This is a genomic window from Neobacillus cucumis (genome assembly GCF_002860255.1).
Lineage (GTDB): Bacteria > Bacillota > Bacilli > Bacillales > Cytobacillaceae > Neobacillus > Neobacillus cucumis_A.
In genome coordinates, this window is sequence record NZ_PGVE01000017.1 from 246,903 (window position 1) to 267,633 (window position 20,731).

17 protein-coding genes and 1 riboswitch are annotated in these 20,731 nt (G+C 37.8%); of the genes, 10 read left to right on the plus strand and 7 right to left on the minus strand.

The window, feature by feature from the left end; genetic code table 11:
• Window positions 1-115 precede the first annotated feature (115 nt).
• From CVD27_RS03820 to CVD27_RS03835, 4 genes are all read right to left on the minus strand, one after another.
• Complete coding sequence (locus CVD27_RS03820; protein ID WP_101646555.1) at window positions 116-946, minus strand: aldo/keto reductase; 831 nt, start codon at window positions 944-946, stop codon at window positions 116-118.
• Window positions 947-1,027: 81 nt separating this feature from the next.
• Complete coding sequence (locus CVD27_RS03825) at window positions 1,028-1,864, minus strand: SDR family oxidoreductase (protein WP_101646556.1); 837 nt, start codon at window positions 1,862-1,864, stop codon at window positions 1,028-1,030.
• Between the two features lie 127 nt (window positions 1,865-1,991).
• Window positions 1,992-2,879 (minus strand): 4-hydroxy-tetrahydrodipicolinate synthase, encoded by an 888-nt coding sequence (gene dapA, locus CVD27_RS03830; protein ID WP_101646557.1) that lies wholly within the window; start codon window positions 2,877-2,879, stop codon window positions 1,992-1,994.
• A 121-nt stretch (window positions 2,880-3,000) separates the two neighbouring features.
• Window positions 3,001-3,179, minus strand: a riboswitch (Lysine riboswitch).
• A 174-nt stretch (window positions 3,180-3,353) separates the two neighbouring features.
• Window positions 3,354-4,484 carry a CAP domain-containing protein gene (locus tag CVD27_RS03835; protein WP_101646558.1) on the minus strand — a complete coding sequence of 377 codons (1,131 nt, stop codon included), beginning with the start codon at window positions 4,482-4,484 and terminating at the stop codon, window positions 3,354-3,356.
• Window positions 4,485-4,776: 292 nt separating this feature from the next.
• On the opposite strand from CVD27_RS03835, the gene CVD27_RS03840 reads away from it, so the two are divergent.
• From CVD27_RS03840 to CVD27_RS03850, 3 genes are all read left to right on the plus strand, one after another.
• Complete coding sequence (locus tag CVD27_RS03840; protein ID WP_101646559.1) at window positions 4,777-5,004, plus strand: hypothetical protein; 228 nt, start codon at window positions 4,777-4,779, stop codon at window positions 5,002-5,004.
• A 135-nt stretch (window positions 5,005-5,139) separates the two neighbouring features.
• Window positions 5,140-7,743: a bifunctional acetaldehyde-CoA/alcohol dehydrogenase gene (gene adhE / locus CVD27_RS03845; protein WP_101646560.1), complete on the plus strand. Its 2,604-nt coding sequence runs from the start codon at window positions 5,140-5,142 to the stop codon at window positions 7,741-7,743.
• Window positions 7,744-8,129: 386 nt separating this feature from the next.
• Window positions 8,130-8,900 (plus strand): NAD-dependent protein deacylase, encoded by a 771-nt coding sequence (locus CVD27_RS03850; RefSeq protein ID WP_101646561.1) that lies wholly within the window; start codon window positions 8,130-8,132, stop codon window positions 8,898-8,900.
• Between the two features lie 94 nt (window positions 8,901-8,994).
• Here CVD27_RS03850 and CVD27_RS03855 read toward each other — a convergent pair whose 3' ends face one another.
• Window positions 8,995-9,672, minus strand: a complete 678-nt coding sequence (locus CVD27_RS03855) for a YdeI/OmpD-associated family protein (protein WP_101646562.1) — start codon at window positions 9,670-9,672, stop codon at window positions 8,995-8,997.
• Between the two features lie 47 nt (window positions 9,673-9,719).
• Complete coding sequence (locus CVD27_RS03860; protein WP_101646563.1) at window positions 9,720-10,694, minus strand: 2-hydroxyacid dehydrogenase; 975 nt, start codon at window positions 10,692-10,694, stop codon at window positions 9,720-9,722.
• Between the two features lie 235 nt (window positions 10,695-10,929).
• Here CVD27_RS03860 and CVD27_RS03865 point away from each other — a divergent pair, with 235 nt between their 5' ends.
• From CVD27_RS03865 to CVD27_RS03890, 6 genes are all read left to right on the plus strand, one after another.
• Window positions 10,930-11,916 (plus strand): TAXI family TRAP transporter solute-binding subunit, encoded by a 987-nt coding sequence (locus CVD27_RS03865; RefSeq protein ID WP_101646564.1) that lies wholly within the window; start codon window positions 10,930-10,932, stop codon window positions 11,914-11,916.
• A gap of 96 nt (window positions 11,917-12,012) precedes the next feature.
• On the plus strand, window positions 12,013-12,546 hold the full coding sequence (locus tag CVD27_RS03870; protein ID WP_257984255.1) for a DUF1850 domain-containing protein: 534 nt from the start codon (window positions 12,013-12,015) through the stop codon (window positions 12,544-12,546).
• 34 nt (window positions 12,547-12,580) lie between these two features.
• Entirely contained in the window at window positions 12,581-14,491 is a 1,911-nt protein-coding gene (locus tag CVD27_RS03875; RefSeq protein WP_101646659.1) for a TRAP transporter permease, read from the plus strand.
• A gap of 181 nt (window positions 14,492-14,672) precedes the next feature.
• Window positions 14,673-15,839, plus strand: a complete 1,167-nt coding sequence (gene ftsZ / locus CVD27_RS03880; RefSeq protein WP_101646565.1) for a cell division protein FtsZ — start codon at window positions 14,673-14,675, stop codon at window positions 15,837-15,839.
• Window positions 15,840-16,152: 313 nt separating this feature from the next.
• A complete protein-coding gene (locus tag CVD27_RS03885) occupies window positions 16,153-17,691 on the plus strand; it encodes a DHA2 family efflux MFS transporter permease subunit (RefSeq protein WP_101646566.1) in 1,539 nt (512 codons plus the stop codon).
• A 267-nt stretch (window positions 17,692-17,958) separates the two neighbouring features.
• The gene (locus CVD27_RS03890) at window positions 17,959-18,942 is read left to right on the plus strand and encodes a proline dehydrogenase family protein (protein WP_101646567.1); all 984 of its coding nucleotides are present in this window, start codon (window positions 17,959-17,961) and stop codon (window positions 18,940-18,942) included.
• Window positions 18,943-19,051: 109 nt separating this feature from the next.
• Here CVD27_RS03890 and CVD27_RS03895 read toward each other — a convergent pair whose 3' ends face one another.
• Window positions 19,052-19,492, minus strand: coding sequence for a hypothetical protein (locus CVD27_RS03895; protein ID WP_101646568.1), 441 nt, complete (start codon window positions 19,490-19,492; stop codon window positions 19,052-19,054).
• Window positions 19,493-19,758: 266 nt separating this feature from the next.
• On the opposite strand from CVD27_RS03895, the gene CVD27_RS03900 reads away from it, so the two are divergent.
• On the plus strand, window positions 19,759-20,583 hold the full coding sequence (locus CVD27_RS03900) for a formate/nitrite transporter family protein (protein WP_101646569.1): 825 nt from the start codon (window positions 19,759-19,761) through the stop codon (window positions 20,581-20,583).
• Window positions 20,584-20,731 lie beyond the last annotated feature (148 nt).

Genomic DNA, 20,731 nt, shown 5'->3' on the forward strand with positions numbered 1-20,731 from the left:
CCAATGTAATCACCTTCGTACTAAGATTTCTCATCCTTCACTTTACCCTTAAAGGTTAATCCATAATCAATTAAAAACAAAAAAGACCATCCCTTAGGGGACAGTCTCAAAGATCTTAGAAATTAAAATTATCTGGATCGGCGCCAAAGCGTTGATTTTCATTTAGTGCATTAATCTTTTCCATATCGCTTGAAGATAACGTGAAGTCAAAGATATTGGCATTTTCTTTAATGCGGCTTTCTCTAATTGACTTTGGTATTGTAACAATTTCATTTTGGATATCCCAGCGTAAAATAACTTGTGCAATAGATTTGTGGTGACTTGAAGCAATCTCCTGTAGGACCGGGTGGTCAAGCAGTCTGCCTTGTCCAAGCGGTGCCCACGCCTCTATTTGAATTTCTTGTTTTTTACAATAATCGCGCAGCTCAGGCTGAGAATGAAGAGGGTGTAACTCCACTTGGTTTACCATAGGCTTAACTTCGGCCGAAGACATCAAATCTTCAATGTGGTGGATGTTGAAATTACTCACACCAATTGCTCGAACACGCTTTTCTTTGTATAGTTTTTCAAGAACCTTCCATGCGTCTTTATACTTGTCCTTTACAGGCCAGTGGATTAAATATAAATCAACATAGTCAAGACCAAGCTTCCTGAGGCTTGTTTCAAATGCTTCTTCAACGGAATTATTGCGTAAATCCTCATTCCATACTTTTGTGGTGATAAAGAGCTCTTCACGGGGAACACCTGATTCTTTAATCGCTTGACCAACACTTTCTTCGTTTTCATAAAGTGCAGCTGTATCAATACTTCTGTATCCGGCTTTAATAGCCATTTTTACTGATTCAAGGGCCACTGCACCTACTGGGACCTTGTAAACACCAAGACCAAACCATGGCATGTTCACACCATTATGTAGAGCAGTACTAGATTGTAAGCTATTCAACATCTTCTCCTCCTTTTCGTACATTCACACTTAGTATAGTACCTTTAACATGGAAGAATCAACCAATAGAACCCGCTAACACAATTAAGGCTTCAGTCTCTTTAAGACCATTTTTTCAATAACTTTCCACGGCAGTGTCTTTTTAAAAAACAGATTTGTCTTAACGCCCTTGCCAATCGGATAACGAAGATCAGGGGTACTAGGCAGAGAGGCAATCTCAGCAGCGAGTTTTGCTACATCAATAGGGTCACCATAATCTGCTTTCCCTTTATTCATTTCTTTTAAAAGGCTCTCTATGTAAGGGGTATAAGGTGAGTCAGGTTTGTTTTCAAGTTGATCGACACTGGTCCAAATATTTGTTTGAAAAGACCCTGGTTCGATTAATGACACATCAATTCCAAAGGGACGCAATTCAAGCCGCAAGCTTTCGCTGTACCCTTCGAGCGCATGCTTGGATGCAGTATAAGCGGATAACCCGGGAAAACCGAATCTGCCACTTATACTGCTCATATTAATAATTCTGCCTTGCTTTCTTACTCTCATAATTGGCAGAACGGTATTGGTTACGGCAATCACGCCAAAAAAGTTGGTTTCAAATTGACGACGATAATCGTCTAAAGATAGTTCCTCACTAAAACCGCCGACAGCAAACCCTGCATTGTTCACCAGCACATCAATTTGAGAGAAGCTTTCCAGGTATCGTTTCAAATCGCGGATGGAGTCACCAGAGGTAACATCCAAGGAAGTAATATGAATATATTTATCCAATTGTTTTTCTTTAGCGAGTTCCAATAATGTTTTTGCCTTGTTTGTATCCCTCATTGTTGCAATAACTGTAAACCCCTTTAAGGCCAGTTCTATGACACACAGTAAACCAAATCCGCTAGATGACCCTGTAACAATGGCTGTTTTCCTATTCATTCCGTTTCTCCTTTCAAAGCCTATATCTTTATTAAAACTTATTCAGGAAAGATTTGTATAGAAAAAACTAACATGAACAGGGAAGTTCACAAAAAACAGGCTGCCTTTAGAAGGCAGCCTAAATTTTTTAACTTACACTTACAAGTTTGTCAGCTGGAAGCAGCTTTTCCAGTGTTACTGTTTCTTCTTCGGTTAATGGCACTAATGGTAATCGTACATCACCGACATGGATACCCGTCATGTTAAGGGCAGCTTTAACTGGTGTTGGGTTAGGTGCAGCGAATAAACCCTTCATCAGAGGAAGGAGTTTGCGATGTGCATCAGATGCCTCCGTGAGCTGTCCGTTTTTAAATTTTGCAATCATGTCCTGCATTTCGTTACCGATGATATGTGATGCAACTGAAACCACTCCTGTGCCGCCGATGGCTAATACAGGAAGTGTTAACCCATCATCCCCGCTATAAAGAGAGAAATGATCAGGAGTTTTACTGATTATTTCAGCCATTGCATCTAAGTTGCCGCTTGCTTCTTTAATTGCCACGATATTGTGAATCTTAGAGAGGCGGACGACTGTTTCGACAGACATGTTCACTCCACAGCGGCCAGGGATATTATACAGCATGATTGGTAGTACAGTTGATTCGGCTATGGCTTTAAAATGTTGATAGATTCCTTCTTGGGAAGGTTTGTTGTAATACGGAGCAACTAGCAAAATTCCATCTACACCAGCTTCTGCAGCAAGTTTCGTTAACTGGATCGATGCTCTGGTGTTATAGGAACCTGTACCAGCTATAACGGGAACTCGACCAGCAGCCTCCTCCACAACCAATTTAAATAATGCTACTTTTTCTTCTGTTGTTAAAGTGGGGGATTCACCTGTTGTACCAGACACAACTAAGGCTTCGGTGCCATTTTCAATTAAATAGTTAACTAACAATCTTGCGGCGTTAAAATCCACATCACCATTTTGATCAAATGGTGTAACCATTGCGGTTAATACTTGGCCAAAATTCATTTTTATCTCACCCTTTGTAATTTTTTGTAAATTTGAGGGGTAAGGCCATTCTGATGTCAACGCAAAAAAGCAGCAACGAAGGGTCGCTGCTGCAGTAGAAACATCAAAAGTAAGTTCCTATGCGTGAGATAGCCCTCCATATAGTTTCCTATATGACAATTCTGTGCTTCTTCAACACAGAACCAGCTTCAAGACCAATGAGATTCTATCCGCTTCGGCAAATTCCCCTTTCCACCATTGTCCTAGGATCTCATCATCCTCCTATGGTATACTGATGGTCTTTGCGCCTCTATCCTCACTTCAAAAGGTATTGAAGTAAGAAAATATGTAATTTCTTGTAATATATCAAATTATTCGATGTTATTCAAGAGAAATGAACTACCAATTTTTAAAAAAATGAGAAAAATCGTAAAAAAGAAAGCAGAGGGACGGTTCTCTTGCTTCAAAAGAAGCAAGAGAACCGTCCCCGCGTTTTTATTTTGCGTAAAAATTTTCGGTATAGTAGGGCTGCGATTCATTGTTAAAAGCAACACCAACACCTAAATACTTGTATCCTTGCCGTAAAATATTTTCCCTATGTCCGAGTGAGTTCATTAAACCTTCATGGGCAAATATACTACTAAACTGACCATAGGCAAGGTTTTCACCAGCTAAATGGAAGACAATATCATCTTGTTTCATCCTATCAAAAGGCGATTGTCCCTTCAAATTGGTGTGATTAAAATAATTGTTTACGGCCATATCTGTGCTATGCTTTCGGGCTGTTACTTGAACATGTTCATCCCATGTTAGGGCAGGAAGCTGGTGCTGAATCCTTGCGGCATTGGTTAAATCAAATAACTGAAACTCAAACCCTTCCTTTAATTGAGAACTTGGTTTTGTGTAAATATCTATTTTCTTATCTTCCATTTCTTTACTGATTAATTGTACAGCTGTAACCGTATTTCCTTGATGTTTATCATAAAAAAAGGTGATATAGTCATTATCAAGCAAGAAAACGTCATAGTCTTCCTTATCGGATAATTTATATAGAATAAGTCCCTTTTGAATGGTAGTTAAGGGTTTACCCAATAAATTGCGAACTGTATCTTTAGGTGTTCCTAATTTTATCCCGTTCTTGGAGGCAATTAAATCTTGATTCGTGTATAATCCGGCAACTTTATGATCCTCCCCATACATGACCATAAAGAAATTGTGATAATGATCATGATAAGTATCCCAATTGGTCCCATACTCGTTTATCGTGGACCGTATAGGAACACCTAAGTTTTCGATGATGTCATCTCTATTATCACCAAGTTCAATGTTAGAAATTGAATACTCTTGTTGTTCTGGTGTAGTTAATTGTACCTTAGACTCGTTTTTTGATTCTAGCGGCTTATCATTCTGTTTAAATTCGTCTAATAGTAAACCCAGTTGTTGAAGAGAGGTTTGGATTTCACTATATATATTTTGGATAGTTGTTTTTACTTCTAGGCTGTCTTTCCAAGTACTTACTTCTGAAATCCCTTTGGAAAGATCAGTATGTTCTAATTGTTTTTCAAAAAAAGGCCAGGAAGAATGAATGAAAAATATAGCAATAATAATCATTAGAAGACGAAACATCGATTTCCCTCCATTTCTATTAGAATTTTAACCAAAATTCTTAAAATATATAACTAATATGCTTATATTGGGTAATATAACCAATGATATATTAATATAACATTATATTTGAAAACGTTTACAAAAGTCAATCCGATTCTCATTTGACCAATAGTCCCAAATAGCTTATTTAGTGCTATTGAACTAAAATTAGAAAAAGTAACCAACGTTCAAACATTGTTCAATATTTCACAAACTATTATCGTTTTTTCATGTTATGATGTAACCATAGAGAAACAAGGAGTGATAAGACATGATGATTTGTGAATGGCAAGCCTTCTCAACAGATGCTGAAACTTATACCCAAGAGATCTTCGAAGAAATAGTCGGTGACCCATTTGAAGCCATGCTGATGAAAGAAAACGAAGAGATTCCAAGTTATATCTGGACAGTAAATTATGTTGTCATTGTAAAAAAATACTCCAAAGTACTAACAGAAATCTTATTCGAAAAAATTCCGCGTAATCCAGTGTGTGAATAAATTTTTTATTACTTTATTATTTAGTTATACTTGTGAAAAACCTCACAAAAATAACTTCATATATGCTAGATCCGTAATCTAATTTTTTTATTAAAATATGTGAAATACTTCACATATATAATTGGAGGGAATATCATGGCAGTAGTGGAAAAATCAGTTAAAGACAAACAGGGTGTAACAAATATGATCAATGGCTTGGTCGAAAATGGTTTGAAAGCTTTAGAGGAATTCAGAGCCTTTGACCAAGAAATGATTGATGAAATTGTTAAGCAAATGGCACTAGCAGGACTTGATCAGCATATGCCGTTAGCAAAACTCGCTGTCGAAGAAACCGGAAGAGGCGTATACGAGGATAAAATCATAAAAAACATGTTTGCAACAGAATATGTCTACCACAATATCAAATATAACAAAACAGTTGGCATTATCAACGAAAATGAACATGAAGGCATGATTGAAATTGCTGAGCCTGTCGGTGTGGTAGCTGGGGTAACCCCTGTTACAAATCCAACATCAACAACTATGTTCAAAGCACTCATTTCCATTAAAACACGGAACCCAATTATTTTTGCCTTCCATCCATCTGCACAAAAATGCAGCAGTGAAGCGGCAAGAGTACTGAGAGATGCAGCCATTAAAGCGGGAGCACCCGAAAATTGTATTCAATGGATTGAAGCACCATCATTAGAAGCTACACAAGCATTAATGAATCATAATAAGATTTCGATGATTCTTGCTACTGGCGGTGCAGGCATGGTGAAATCTGCTTATAGTTCAGGTAAACCAGCTCTAGGCGTTGGTCCAGGAAACGTTCCATGCTACATTGAAAAAACAGCAAACCTAAAACAAGCCGTGAATGATTTAATTCTATCCAAAACGTTCGATAATGGTATGATTTGTGCATCTGAACAAGCTGTTATCATTGATAAGGAAATTTACAATGATGTAAAAAATGAAATGATGGCTAATAACTGCTATTTCTTAAATACAGAAGAAAAAGAAAAGGTAGAGAAGTTAGTTATTAATGAACAATCTTGTGCAGTAAACCCTGAGATTGTTGGAATGCCTGCATATAAAATTGCTGAGAAGGCTGGAGTTACTGTTCCAGAAGGCACAAAAATCCTTGTTGCAGAATTGAAGGGCGTTGGTCCTAAATATCCGTTATCAAGGGAAAAATTAAGCCCAGTCTTAGCCTGCTATAAGGTGAATTCTACTGATGAAGGCTTAAAAAGAGCCGAAGAAATGCTTGAGTTCGGTGGTTTAGGACACTCTGCCGTTATTCATACAAACGATCAAAACGTAATAACCCAGTTTGGCTTACGTATGAAAGCAGGAAGGATTATTGTTAACGCCCCATCATCTCAAGGTGCGATTGGTGATATCTACAATGCTTACATGCCATCATTAACACTTGGCTGCGGAACCTATGGAGGCAACTCTGTTTCAACAAACGTTGGTGCTGTACACTTAATTAATATCAAAAAAGTAGCAAAAAGGAATGTTAATATGCAGTGGTTCAAAGTGCCTTCTAAAATTTATTTTGAGAAAAACTCTACTCAATATTTAGCTAAAATGCCTAAGATCTCTAAAGCCTTCATTGTTACCGACCCTGGCATGGTGAAATTAGGATATGTTGACAGAGTGCTTTACTACTTGCGTAAACGCCCAGATTATGTTCATTGTGAAATTTTCTCTGAGGTAGAACCAGATCCATCTATCGAAACAGTTATGAAAGGCGCAGAAATGATGGCGAAGTTCCAGCCGGATGTCATTATTGCCTTAGGCGGTGGTTCTGCTATGGATGCGGCTAAAGGAATGTGGCTGTTCTATGAATATCCGGATGCAGAGTTCTTTGGCTTAAAGCAAAAGTTCCTAGATATTCGCAAACGAATTGTGAAATATCCTCACTTAGGTCAAAGAGCCCAATTTGTGGCGATTCCAACTACTTCAGGTACAGGCTCTGAAGTAACATCATTCTCTGTTATCACTGACAAAGAAGCAAATATTAAATACCCGTTAGCTGACTATGAGTTGACACCAGATGTAGCGATTATCGATCCTCAGTTCGTTATGACGGTTCCAAAACATATTACGGCTGATACTGGTATGGACGTTTTAACACATGCAATTGAGGCATATGTATCTTGTATGGCGAACGATTTTACAGATGGTCTAGCAATGAAAGCGATCCAGCTAGTATTCGAATATCTGCCAAGAGCTTATCGTAATGGAAATGATGAAGAAGCACGTGAAAAAATTCATAATGCTTCAACCATTGCTGGTATGGCCTTTGCGAATGCATTCCTAGGTATTAACCACAGCCTTGCGCATAAATTAGGTGCCGAATTCCACATTGCTCACGGTCGTTCAAATACGATTTTAATGCCGCATGTCATTCGTTATAATGCAGCAAAACCTAAAAAGTTTACGGCTTTCCCTAAGTATAATCACTTTAAAGCTGACAAACGCTATGCAGAGATTGCAAGAACTTTAGGTTTACCTGCAGCTACTACTGAAGAAGGTGTAGAAAGCCTAGTTCAGGCAATTATCCGCTTAGCGCTAGAATTAGAAATTCCTATGAGCATAGCAGCAAATGGTGTGGATCAAGCTGAATTCGAAAGTAAAGTTGATTACTTGGCAGAGAAAGCTTTTGAAGACCAATGTACAACAGCAAATCCTAAGCTGCCATTAGTAACAGAGTTAGCAGAAATTTATCGTTTAGCCTATAAAGGAATTTAACATATAAGTTTTAACTCAAAAGAACTCAGCCAGTTATAGGGCTGAGTTCTATTTATTTTAAAAGGATATATGGAAGTTCCAGAAGTAGTGTTTAAAAAAATGATTTGACAATATCCTCATGTTTATTACATACCGTACATGTATATTCTATTTCAAGAGCATCTTCCCTTACCATATGTTCCGTTTCCTTTTGACATTGCTCACAATAAAGGGTTCTTGGGATTTCGATCATTTTGTCAGCATCCTTTTTGTTTTTTTACTAAAAATCGTTCATTATAAGATTAATATCCCTGATAACGCTTGAAAAATACAAAACAAGAATATATTATTTTTATCATTTTTGTAGCTTTCTTATAGCGAAAAAGAGCAAAAAGGAGAGGGAATGGATGAACAACAACACTTTGGAAACCTGCACAAACATACTAACAAAGGCTAAGAACATCGTTGTTTTGACTGGAGCGGGTATAAGTACAGAATCTGGAATTAAAGACTTCCGTTCACGGTCGGGAATTTATAAGCTAACACCTGAATACATACTTTCAATAGATTATTTTTATAAACATCCAAAGGAATTTTATCAGTTTGCGATTGAAAATCTGTACCACCCTGAAGCAGTTCCGAATAAAGGTCATCAAATATTGGCTAATTGGGAAAAAGATGGGAAGGTCAGGGCAATCATCACACAGAATATTGATGGACTCCATCAAAAAGCCGGCAGCGAGAATGTGATTGAGTTTCATGGAACAATAAAAACTGCTGCGTGCCAGCACTGCGGAAAGAGTTACTCAACTGGTGAGATGATCACACGTTTAGATACAATGGAGGATTTTTATGTATGCAGTCATTGTGAAACAAAGCGGAAGGAGGATCGTTACATTAAACCAGACGTGGTTTTGTTTGGTGATACCGGCGAATGGTTTACAATGGAAGGGTTTAACCATATTCTTAACCTGATTCGACAGGCAGACTGTTTGCTAGTATTAGGAACTAGTTTGAAAGTTACGCCTTTTTCCACGTTTCCACAATATAAAAGTTCCGGAGTCCCATTAATTATCATTAATAAGGGAGATACTCCTTACGACTTTGCATCGAATACATTGGTTATCCAAGAGTCAATTGGGGAGACACTATCTAAAATAGATGAACATCTAAATTAATTATTTACCATAAAAATATTATGTAAACTATATCATCGTAAATAAATGGTGCCTTGATTTATCAAAGTGCGCCATTTATTTTTGATCAAAAGAATTAATTTTTAGCTTGTTTATATAATTCAATGGTTTTATAGCCTTCGGCTAATACTGTTTCCATTTCCAGAAGTCTTTTTTCTTGTGTCTCTTTTCTTTTAGCACTATAGATATAGCGAGCCCAATTTTTTTGATAGCCTGGAGTTAAATCCTTGTATTTTTTTAAAAGGTCTTCATTTTTCAACAGGTACTGCTTAATATCCTCAATAAAATGAATGTAGTCATCGACACACTGGCTGCTTTTACTACTGGACGATTTTTTCGTCTTTTTAGGGGTTGATTTTAAACCAACGATGGTAAAAACATCATTTAAGCTAACCATTCTTGCAAACTTAATATTGCTGTTTAGCACATAACCTTCCTCATCGGTAGGCAGGGCATTAATAAAGCTGTCACGGTCTATGTATTCTTTATACACTTTATTGTTCTTTTTCGGATAAGCGAAGTATAAGTAGCCGTTGTCCTCAAGCAAATTTTTTTCAACTACGGTTTGTAATTCTTTGGAAAACTCATCTAAGCTAAATATAAAACTAAATATTAAATCATACTTCTCTTTTTTTATGGATGAATCATATTCTAGGTCTTGAAATTCCTCAATTTGTTCAGGTTTATTCAGAATCAATTTGTTCGCGTATTTCTGCAAATTTAATTTTTCTATTACAGTCTTTGCGGCGGCCATGTTTTTTACTCCTTCATGATCTTATTAAAGGGATGTTCTTTTTCATCTTAATTGAGCACTTCGGGATTAATCAAGTTATTAGGACGCTTTCCCGTTAACCCCGCCAATAAATTTTCCACAGCTAGCTCAGCCATTTTTCGTTCTGTTTCATAGGTTGACGATCCAATATGTGGTGTGGTGACTACGTTTGGAAACTGAAGCAGGGGATTGTCCATTTTAATCGGCTCAATTTGATATACATCAAGGGCAGCTCCTTGAATTTCCTTGTTTTTTAGTGCTTCTATTAACGCTGCTTCATTAACTGTTTTACCACGTGATCCATTTACAAAAATTGCGGATTTTTTCATTAGTTCAAATTCCCGTTTACCAATGAAGTTCTCTGTTTCTTGGGTGAGCGGCGTCATAAGGCAGACAAAATCGGATTCTTTTAAAAGGGTGTCAAGGTCGGAGTATGCAGCATTATATTTTCCTTCTGCCTCTAAATTTCGGTTTCGATTATGGTACAGGATATTCATATCAAACCCGAGATGTGCCCGCTTAGCGATAGCTGAACCGATTTTGCCCATACCAATAATCCCTAGTGTTTTATGATGGACATCTATGGCATATTCTGCAGTAGTTAAATGTCCTTTCCAATTCCCAGATTTTACAAAATAATCTAATTCAGTGATCCGTCGGGCAGAGGCAAGGAGGATTCCAAAGATGGCATCGGCAGTGGTATCTTCGAGTACTCCAGGCGTATTGGTCCCCATCACACCGCGTTTTGTCATCTCATTAATCAAAAGGTTATTATAACCAGTAGAATTATTAGAAACTATTTTTAGCTTTGGGGCACGTTCTAATAGTTCTTGATTAACGGGGAGAGCTAGCCCCACAATGCCTTCAGCATCCTTAAGTGCCTCTATAAATGCCGGGTCTGTTGAAGGATTAATACTATCAAATATTTCCACCTCAAACTGATTTTTTAGTTTTTCAAGAGTTTCTGTTAATTCAAAGTTATAAGCAATTATTTTTCGTTTCACTAGTAACATTCTCCTCTTATTGGAAATCTACTGTATTCCTCTTAAAAGTGACATAAAGAGTTCAAACAGTCAACAATTCTGAGATGTTTCCTCCATACTATTCATCGCCTTTTTTATGGCTGTCTGTGTGGGTGATTTAGGTATAAAGTACCAACTTGCCCGTAAATGACAAGTTTTGGGAACTAGTCTAATAAGAATGTATATGACAGAAGGAAATGAAAAAGGGGGCTGTTTTTTGAAAAAGAAAAAATTTCTTCTATCAACGGTTTTTCTGTTACTAATGTCTATGATTCTCTCTGCTTGTAGCAGTAAAGAGGATAGTAAGGAAGGAACAGGCGGTGAGGAAAAACCTGAATTTATTAGTATTCTGACAGGTGGTACAGGTGGAACCTATTATCCGCTAGGGGGATCCTTTGCCAAAATCATAAAGGATGAGACGGGAATTGAAACAAATGCGGAGACCTCTGGAGCTTCAGCTGAAAACATGACAACTCTTAAGAATGGTGATGGAGAGATTGCCTTTACGCAAACAGATATTGCCACATATGCCAAAGAGGGTAAGTTAATGTTCAAGGATAATAAGGTTAGCAATGTGAAGGCGATTGCTACGCTTTATCCAGAGACCATTCAAATTGTTACCACCCAAAAAACAGGAATCAAATCAATAGAGGATTTAAAGGGGAAGAAGGTATCTGTTGGTTCACCAGGTTCTGGAACGGTTGCAAATGCCGAACAAATCCTAGAAATGTACGGTTTAACATTTAATGATATCAAAAAACAGGATCTTTCTTTCGATGAATCTGCTGAGGGAATCCAAGATGGTACAATCGATGCAGCCTTTGTAACAGCAGGTACGCCAACAGGAGCGGTTGAAAGCCTCTCTGCAACTGAAAATGTTGTAATCGTACCGATTGCACAGGATAAAATAGACAAATTAATTGAGCAATATCCATATTACGTTAAAGACGAAGTGCCAGCAGGTACTTACAAATTAAATGAGGCCGTTCCTACCGTAGCTGTTCAAGCGATGTTAGTCGCTAGAAGCGACCTTTCAGAAACAGTTGTTTACGATATTACGAAGGCGATCTTTGAAAATTTGGATAAGGTGACACATGCCAAAGGAAAATTAATTAAAGCAGAAAATGCCCTGAATGGTGTCGGAATAGAAGTACATCCAGGAGCAAAGAAATATTTTTCGGAAAAAGGGGTTAAAGCTCAATAAAGGAAGCTCAGGTTCATCCGAGTGAAACCGGATCTATAACAGGCCGATTTCACTCGGAGATTTATCTATTATTCTTTGAAAGAGAAGGAGTGAAAAATGAAAAAGAGGAAGAAAACACAGCTTAGCATCATGCTAGTGATTTGCTGTATAATTGCTAGCATATTGATAGCAGTAACTCCACTTAAGCTAGCAATTGTATTTCAACCCTACCATTCTTCGACAAAACTAGCCTATCTCCCGCTAAATAATGAAACCCATTTTAAAATAAAATATACTCATTCTATTCATTTGACAGATGTTGTCGAAAGCTACAGAATCACAGCTAACCTTGAAATCCAGCAGTATGAATTAATATACCAAGATTTTGCCATCGGGATGCCTTCAAATGCTGGTAAAGGTGAAATATTTATTCGAAAGAATGGAAAATATTCCATTGAAAATATGAACCGGGTCTTCCCTTATTTTTATTTACGAGTCGGACAGGTTCGTGCTAATCATAGAGTTATTTTTCAAAATAAAGAATATCCGCTATCACAATCGATTGCTCCTGGAACCTCAGTTAAGGTTGAAATTCGGAAATTAACGATGTTTGAGCAGTGGAAAGGAGTGAATATCCTTGAGTCAATATGAGGAGCCGTTATCTGAGGAAAAACAGCAAGAACTAATGGAGAAATATGATCCGGAGGCGGGAACAAGGAAGTTAAAAGGCATATTTGCCTGGATTACCTTTGCAGGTCTTTTAGCTTTTTCATTATTTCAGGTTTATACAGGGGTATTTGGGGTTTTAACTGCACAGCTTCAACGCTCTATACACTTAGGTTTTGCACTTGCACTGATTTTTTTACTTTTTCCTGCCCGAAGGAAAAATAGAGGTAGAGAGTTAAAGGTAGCATGGTATGACATCGTACTTGCCGGGCTTTCCATTGTCGTAGGGACCTATTGGCCATTGATGCTTGATGATTTGGTGGGAAGAGTTGGTAATATCACTACTCTTGATTTTTCTATCGGCCTCGCTGCTATTTTATTAGTCTTGGAAGCAACACGTCGAACCGTCGGATTGCCCATTACCATTATCGCATTAATCTTCATTGGATATGCTTTGTTTGGTCCTTACATGCCAGGGTTTATTGCTCACCGCGGACTTGATCTAGAACGATTCGTTCAGACCATGTTTTTTACGACTGAAGGAATCCTGGGCACACCACTTGCTGTTTCTTCGACATTTATCTTTCTCTTTCTTTTATTTGGTTCCTTCTTAATCAAGACAGGAGTAGGAGAATATTTTAATGATCTTTCTATTGCCATTGCTGGGAGAAGTGTGGGCGGGCCAGCAAAGGTAGCAGTTTTTTCCAGTGCACTTCAGGGGACCATCAGCGGCAGTTCGGTTGCAAATGTGGTTACATCGGGTGCATTTACTATCCCGATGATGAAAAATCTTGGGTATAAGAAGGAATTTGCAGGGGCAGTAGAAGCCTCCTCATCGACCGGGGGACAATTAATGCCGCCCATAATGGGAGCAGCTGCCTTTTTGATGGTAGAGTTTATCGGTGGTGGAATCAGTTATTGGGATATTGCGAAAGCTGCTGCTATACCGGCAGTTCTATATTTCACTGGAATTTGGATTATGACACATTTCGAGGCTAAGCGAATCGGGCTCCGTGGTTTAACGAAGGAAGAAATGCCGAAACGCAAAGAAGTCTTTGGAAAACTTTATTTATTACTTCCTATTCTTGGGATTATTCTATTGTTAATGTCAGGTATGAGTGTGACCCGTGCTGCTTTATGGTCAATGATTATTACTGTAGTTGTTAGCTCCTTTAGAAAAGAGACAAGAATAGGGGTTAAGGGTGTGTTAGATGCACTTGTGGATGGAGCACGATCAGCGCTGGGGATAGCAGCTGCGACCGCTGCTGCCGGTATTATAGTAGGTGTGGTGACAAAGACAGGTCTAGGTTTAAAAATGGCCAATGGATTGCTGGATTTATCTGGTGGAGCCCTTTTGCCGACATTAGTTTTAACGATGTTTGCTTCCTTAATCCTTGGGATGGGATCACCTACGACAGCAAACTATGTCATCACATCTACAATTGCAGCACCTGCTATCATTTTGCTTGGGGTACCTGATTTAGCTGCACATCTATTTGTGTTCTATTTTGGAATTGTGGCAGATATTACACCTCCAGTGGCCTTAGCGGCCTTTGCTGCCGCAGCGATATCCGGAGGGGAACCGTTTAAAACAGGGGTTGAATCGTCGAAATTGGCTATTTCTGCGTTTATCATTCCATATGTATTTGTATTTTCTCCAGAATTATTGATGATTGATACCACTTGGACCTATTTAATCTGGGTAGTGTGTACTGCTTTTATTGGTATGATACTTATTAGTGCAGGTGTCATAGGCTTTTGGATGCGTAAAATGTACTGGTTTGAACGGATAGCGGCCTTTATTTCGGGTCTATGTTTAATTTACCCGGAAAAGATAAGTGATATCATAGGATTAGCAGTGTTTGTTGTCTTGTTGGTAGTACAATATATCCAAAAAGACAATAGGATAAATAAAGTTCGAAATAGCTAGAAACATTCCCTCATTTTTGAGGGTTTTTTTAATTTTTTTCTTGAAATGAATACGTGGTACTATACAAACAAGCCTATTATTTTGCTAAAATATTAAGTAGAATGATTGGGAAAAAAGTACTTTTTACACTAAAGGTAATTTTCTGAATTATGAAGTAATATTGGTTTGGGAGGAATAATGAATGTGGGATCTTGATATGAATATAGATCAAATAGCAAGAATAAAAGTGATTGGTGTTGGCGGCGGGGGAAATAATGCCGTCAATCGCATGATTGAAGATGGGATTCAAGGTGTTGAATTTATTGCCGTAAATACAGATGCACAGGCTCTTAATCTATCAAAAGCTGAGATAAAAATGCAAATAGGCGCGACCTTAACAAGAGGGCTTGGAGCAGGTGCCAATCCGGAAGTAGGAAGAAAAGCAGTAGAAGAGAGCAGAAAGCAGCTACAAGAGGTACTAGAAGGGGCTGACATGGTGTTTGTGACCGCAGGTATGGGCGGTGGCACTGGAACAGGAGCTGCTCCTGCAATCGCGGAAATTGCCCGTAAACTAGGTGCCCTTACGATTGGGGTAGTAACCCGTCCGTTTGGATTTGAAGGTAAAAGGCGTGCCGTAAACGCAGCCAGTGGAATTGATTCAATGAGAAAAGCAGTAGATACTCTCATTATTATTCCAAATGACCGCCTGCTACAAATTGTCGACAAAAAAACCCCGATGTTAGAAGCATTCCGTGAGGCTGATAATGTCCTTCGTCAGGGTGTTCAAGGGATTTCTGACTTGATTGCAGTACCGGGATTAATTAACCTCGATTTTGCGGATGTTAAGACAATTATGACAAATCAAGGAACTGCTTTAATGGGAATTGGAGTTGCAAAGGGTCCAGACCGGGCCGTTGAAGCAGCGAAAAAGGCCATTTCAAGTCCACTACTTGAAACTTCGATTGATGGTGCCCAAGGTGTGTTAATGAACATCACCGGCGGTAGTAATTTAAGTCTTTTTGAGGTGCAAGAAGCAGCAGATCTTGTCGCATCTGCATCTGATCATGAGTTAAACATGATCTTCGGTTCAATCATTAATGATAATTTAAAAGATGAAATTATGATTACGGTGATTGCAACTGGTTTTACGGATGAAGATAGTCCGTCTCAAAGACCTGCAGCTTCTCCTATGAAGGAAGCTGTTTTGCAGTCAAAACATGAAGAAACAATTGAACAAGAAGTCCATGAGTATGGCGGGCAAAGGCATCAGCAGGTAGAACAAACGTATGATTACGATCGATCTTATCAGGTACAAGATGACTCACTAGATATACCTACTTTTTTACGGAATCGGAACAGAAGACGATAGACAATAGAAACACTCCCCTTTTTTGGGAGTGTTTTTTTGTGTGCATTGTATTAATAAGATTAATAAATTTGTTTTAGATGTAAATAGTTATTGATCTCTATTGATTTCCCATGGTGAATCCGCTAATTTGCAGGAGCCGGAGATTAGCAATTGTACTGCTTGTATAAATATTGGGTTGCTTTAACACATTAGGCAATAAAAACTCAATAATTATAAGTAATTTTCAATTGCAAAAGTTGAACCGAAGGTATAAGATATTATTTATGCGAATTTAACATACTAGATTCAATCAAAGATTTTAGGGGGAAACAAGATGGACCAAACGAAGAAACAAGCAAGTCGTCCACCGTATGGAGTTATAGCCGTATTAATGGTGGGTGCCTTCATTTCATTTTTGAATAATACATTACTTAACATTGCACTGCCTTCCATTATGAAAGATTTAAACATTGAGGCTTCCACTGTTCAGTGGCTCACCACTGGTTTTATGCTGGTTAATGGAGTCTTAATTCCGATTAGTGCTTTCTTAATTCAAAAATTTTCTGTTCGTCATATATTTTTAGCGGCGTTAGGCTTATTCTCAATTGGTACGATTACTGCAGGATTTGCTCACGTATTTCCGTTGCTTTTGGCCGGTCGGATGCTTCAGGCTTCTGGCTCAGCTATCTTAATGCCACTTTTAATGAATGTTATGTTAGTAAGCTTTCCGATCGAGAAAAGAGGAGCAGCAATGGGCGTTTTTGGTCTGATTTTGATGTTTGCTCCAGCCATTGGCCCTACATTATCTGGATGGATTGTTGAACATTATGACTGGAGAATGCTATTCCATTTCATTACACCAATAGCCATTATTGTTTTATTAATTGGTTTCTTCTTACTTAAAGATAAAAAGGAAAAAGTCAATATTCGGTTAGATTTCTTATCCGTCATTATGTCTAGTATCGGTTTTGGCGGGATACTTTACGGTTTTAGTTCTGCCGGCAGTAAGGGCTGGGACAGCCCAGAGGTTTATGGAACCATTATGATTGGAATTATCTTTTTGTTTTTATTCATTTGGCGCCAATTTAAGCAAAATGCACCATTGTTAAACTTTCGAGTCTATAAGTATCCAATGTTTGCTTTATCATCTGTAATCTCAATGGTTGTAAACATGGCCTTATTTTCAGGGATGATTCTCCTTCCTATTTATACTCAAAACCTTCGGGGAATTTCTCCAATGGATGCAGGTTTATTACTTATGCCTGGGGCTATCTTAATGGCGTTTATGTCCCCGCTCACAGGGAAGTTGTTTGATAAAATTGGCGGTAGAATCCTAGCAGTAGTAGGATTAACTATTATTGTTGTTACGACTTATGCATTTAGTAAATTAACGCTTCATACTACTTATACGCATCTAATTATTATTTATTCCGTACGTTCTATTGGTATGGCAATGGTTATGATGCCGGTATCTACGAATGGTCTTAATCAACTTCCAAAGCGTCTCTATCCGCACGGCACAGCTATGAACAATACGTTAAACCAAGTCGCAGGTGCGATTGGTACAGCATTAATGGTTACAATTATGTCGAACCGGACAGAATCAGAGGCTAAAGAACTAGGTAATGCAGCAATGCAGCATTTGACTGCTCCTCCAACTAAGGCCGCTATCGCTGAAATGAAGCAGCATATTATGATGCAAGCCATGCTAAATGGAATCAATTTTTCCTTTTTAATTGCAACCTTTATTGCAAGTGTTGCTCTTGTACTCGCCTTTTTTATTAAGCGTTCGAAGCAAGCGGAAGAAATAGAAGGAAATGGTCAAGCTAACCCTGCAGGTAAGAATGCGACCAAAAATCTTGCGGAAAACTAAGATTGTTCTTCATGTCAGTTAAGCTCATTTCTTTTTTGAGAAATGAGCTTTTTTTATGATTAATTTACCCATGAACCATCGTAAGGAAAAATAAGTATTATAAAATGATAGCGTTTTTATGTTGGAATATTCACAAAATAATTTTTATTGAAAGCGTATGCTATAATGATTGTATAAATAACTCGCCAATAGGCGTAGTCGTGTTTATAGCTGGTAGGAAGGTCATATCTCCTATCATATAAAAACTATCGGCAAGGGGAAATCGCAATGTTGAAGGATATTTTCATGGGTTTATCGCAAAATCAATTTCTTAATAATGCCGCCAAGAAGTATGGCTTAAAAATGGGTGCACAAAGTGTTGTTGCTGGGACCAATATACCTGAAGTCATAAAAAGTATAAAGGAACTAAACGCTCAAGGAATCTCTTGTACCGTCGATAACTTAGGGGAGTTTGTGTTTAAAGAAGAAGAGGCAACGGCTGCGAAAGAACAAATACTCAAAGTGATTGAAGCTATCAATGAAAACCAAGTGGATGCCCATATTTCCCTTAAACCAACTCAGGTTGGCTTGGATATTGATTATTCCTTCTGTTTAAATAATGTCAGAGAAATTGTCCATCAGGCGAGTCGATATGATATGTTTGTCAATATTGATATGGAAGATTTTAAACACTTAGAATTAACTTTTAATCTATTAGATGAGCTTTCAATGGAATTTGATAATGTCGGGACGGTGATTCAAGCTTATTTCCATAAGGCGTCGGAATACCTTGAAAGGTATAAAAATTTCCGAATTCGCATCGTAAAGGGTGCCTATAAAGAGTCCGCAGAAATTGCGTATCAAGATAAAAAAGATATTGATGCAAACTTTATTAAATTAATTGAATGGCATCTATTAAATGGAAAATATACTTCCATTGCTACACATGACCATCGGATCATTAACCACGTGAAAGAGTTCGTAAAAGAAAATAATATTCCGAATGACCAATTCGAGTTTCAAATGTTATATGGGTTTAGAAAAGACCTTCAGTTAAGCCTAGCAAGTGAAGGCTATCATTTCTGTACGTATGTACCTTTTGGAAATGACTGGTATGGATATTTTATGAGACGTCTAGCCGAAAGACCGCAGAATTTAAATCTTGTTGCCAAACAAGTATTTAACAAGAAAACCAACACCATCATTGGCGTAGCTGCAGGAGCTTTTATCCTAGGCAGGATGACCAAGTCCAATAAAAAGAAAAGTAGATAAATAGGAAGAAGAAAACCTAGAGAAATTTATATAAAAAAAAACATGAAATGGAAGATACCTAAACAGTAAAATCTAAATACTGTACAGGTGATCTTCCATTTTTTTGGTGTCAGGCACCATTAGTTACAGCGTTGTAGGAGAAATTGCTTTCGTCCCATTGATAGATTCCTTCTTGGAGTTGGATGATGGTATCAAATGGGCGATTAACGTTGTTATCTTTTTCGTCTAATTTGACTTCCTGATTATTCTCAGGATTCTGTTTTCTCTCGTTAACCAGTTGTTGTTTTAAATCGAGCAAATCTGATTTAGAAGCGATTCGGATGATTTTGTTTAGGGGTATTTTATTCTCGTTTTTTATGCCATAGCTTTTACAGATGCTGGTTTGAAAGTTTTTATTATATTGGATCATCATGTGTAAATCTGTGACAGACGCCACACCAAAAACTTCTTTAATGATATCTTCATAGCGCAGTTGTGATCCAGTTGCAAATTTAATAATGTTTTTCTCAGGATTTTCTAAACGATAAATTGTTTCAATTGTATTTTCCATATGGCCACATCCATTCAATTAGTGATAATAATATCTATAAACCTAAGTTTTTTGGTTAAAAATGGGGATTCTCGCAAAGATACGCGATAATTTTATTATACCATATATTTTTCTACAAAATGTGACATGAACTTATTACCTATTCTTATTATGCTTGAAAGCGCTCCAAAATTATTAAAGAAATATTCACATGTTTCAGGTAGAAAATGCTATAAAATGAAAGTATGTTAAACATTTCACAAATGAGAAAATGAGGGTGTAAAATTATGGGGTTTAGTAAACCGGACCAAATCATGGGAATTACTGTAGAAAATGGGGTTAAAAAAACTAAGTATGCACCACTGCAAACGATGATTTTAGGTTTTGAAGCAGGTGCTTTCATTGCTCTTGGTTATTTGTTATTTATCCGTGTAACGGCTACATTATCCGGCAGCCTCGAAGGATTGGGCAGTTTAATAGGAGCTAGCGTATTCCCAATCGGACTTATTCTTACTCTGTTGGCTGGCGGGGAATTATTAACAGGAAATATGATGGCCGTGCCGCTGGCAAGAATGGCAAAAAGGGTAAGTACAGGAAAAGTATTATATAACTGGTTCCTAGTAACTATTAGTAACTTTTTAGGAGCGATCTTTGTTGCCTATTTCTTTGGCCATGTTGTTGGATTAACCGAAACAGCTCCATTTTTAGAAAAAACAATTAGTAACGCGGGCCACAAGCTGGAAGCAACATTTCTGCAGGCCTTTGTTTCTGGAATTGGATGTAACTGGTTGGTTGCCTCTGCTGTTTGGCTTTCCTATGGGGCTAATGACATGTCCGGAAAAATTTTAGGGATTTGGTTCCCAACTATGGCATTTGTTGCTATTGGCTTCCAGCACGTTGTCGCCAATATGTTTGTCATTCCTGCCGCCATCTTCGCAGGACATTTTACCTGGATAGAGTATATTCAAAATTTTATCCCTGTATTTTTAGGCAATGCTGTTGGCGGTACAATCTTTATTGCCATGGCTTATTGGTATACTTATAAAAAGTATCTGCCAGTCTTAACAGAAGCAAAGGTCATTAAGCCAGTGGCTAAAACGGGAACTAGATAAAAAATAATCATCTAAGCAGTTTGAAACTTGTCGTTCAGGCTGCTTTTTTATTTGGGTGGAAATTTTTAAACTGTCAGATAGACTGAACAATTTCTATGGAATAATCCGTTATTTGAAAGAATAAAATGGGAGAATGTAGGTAATTCAA

Bases quoted from the DNA above. Each gene is read 5' to 3' on its own strand.
- CVD27_RS03895 (WP_101646568.1), bottom strand. From the start codon at position 19,492: ATGGAAAATACAATTGAAACAATTTATCGTTTAGAAAATCCTGAGAAA.
- ftsZ (WP_101646565.1), top strand. From the start codon at position 14,673: ATGTGGGATCTTGATATGAATATAGATCAAATAGCAAGAATAAAAGTG.
- CVD27_RS03840 (WP_101646559.1), top strand. From the start codon at position 4,777: ATGATGATTTGTGAATGGCAAGCCTTCTCAACAGATGCTGAAACTTAT.
- CVD27_RS03885 (WP_101646566.1), top strand. From the start codon at position 16,153: ATGGACCAAACGAAGAAACAAGCAAGTCGTCCACCGTATGGAGTTATA.
- CVD27_RS03850 (WP_101646561.1), top strand. From the start codon at position 8,130: ATGAACAACAACACTTTGGAAACCTGCACAAACATACTAACAAAGGCT.
- adhE (WP_101646560.1), top strand. From the start codon at position 5,140: ATGGCAGTAGTGGAAAAATCAGTTAAAGACAAACAGGGTGTAACAAAT.
- CVD27_RS03900 (WP_101646569.1), top strand. From the start codon at position 19,759: ATGGGGTTTAGTAAACCGGACCAAATCATGGGAATTACTGTAGAAAAT.
- CVD27_RS03890 (WP_101646567.1), top strand. From the start codon at position 17,959: ATGTTGAAGGATATTTTCATGGGTTTATCGCAAAATCAATTTCTTAAT.
- CVD27_RS03835 (WP_101646558.1), bottom strand. From the start codon at position 4,484: ATGTTTCGTCTTCTAATGATTATTATTGCTATATTTTTCATTCATTCT.
- dapA (WP_101646557.1), bottom strand. From the start codon at position 2,879: ATGAATTTTGGCCAAGTATTAACCGCAATGGTTACACCATTTGATCAA.
- CVD27_RS03820 (WP_101646555.1), bottom strand. From the start codon at position 946: ATGTTGAATAGCTTACAATCTAGTACTGCTCTACATAATGGTGTGAAC.
- CVD27_RS03855 (WP_101646562.1), bottom strand. From the start codon at position 9,672: ATGGCCGCCGCAAAGACTGTAATAGAAAAATTAAATTTGCAGAAATAC.
- CVD27_RS03875 (WP_101646659.1), top strand. From the start codon at position 12,581: ATGGAGAAATATGATCCGGAGGCGGGAACAAGGAAGTTAAAAGGCATA.
- CVD27_RS03825 (WP_101646556.1), bottom strand. From the start codon at position 1,864: ATGAATAGGAAAACAGCCATTGTTACAGGGTCATCTAGCGGATTTGGT.
- CVD27_RS03870 (WP_257984255.1), top strand. From the start codon at position 12,013: ATGAAAAAGAGGAAGAAAACACAGCTTAGCATCATGCTAGTGATTTGC.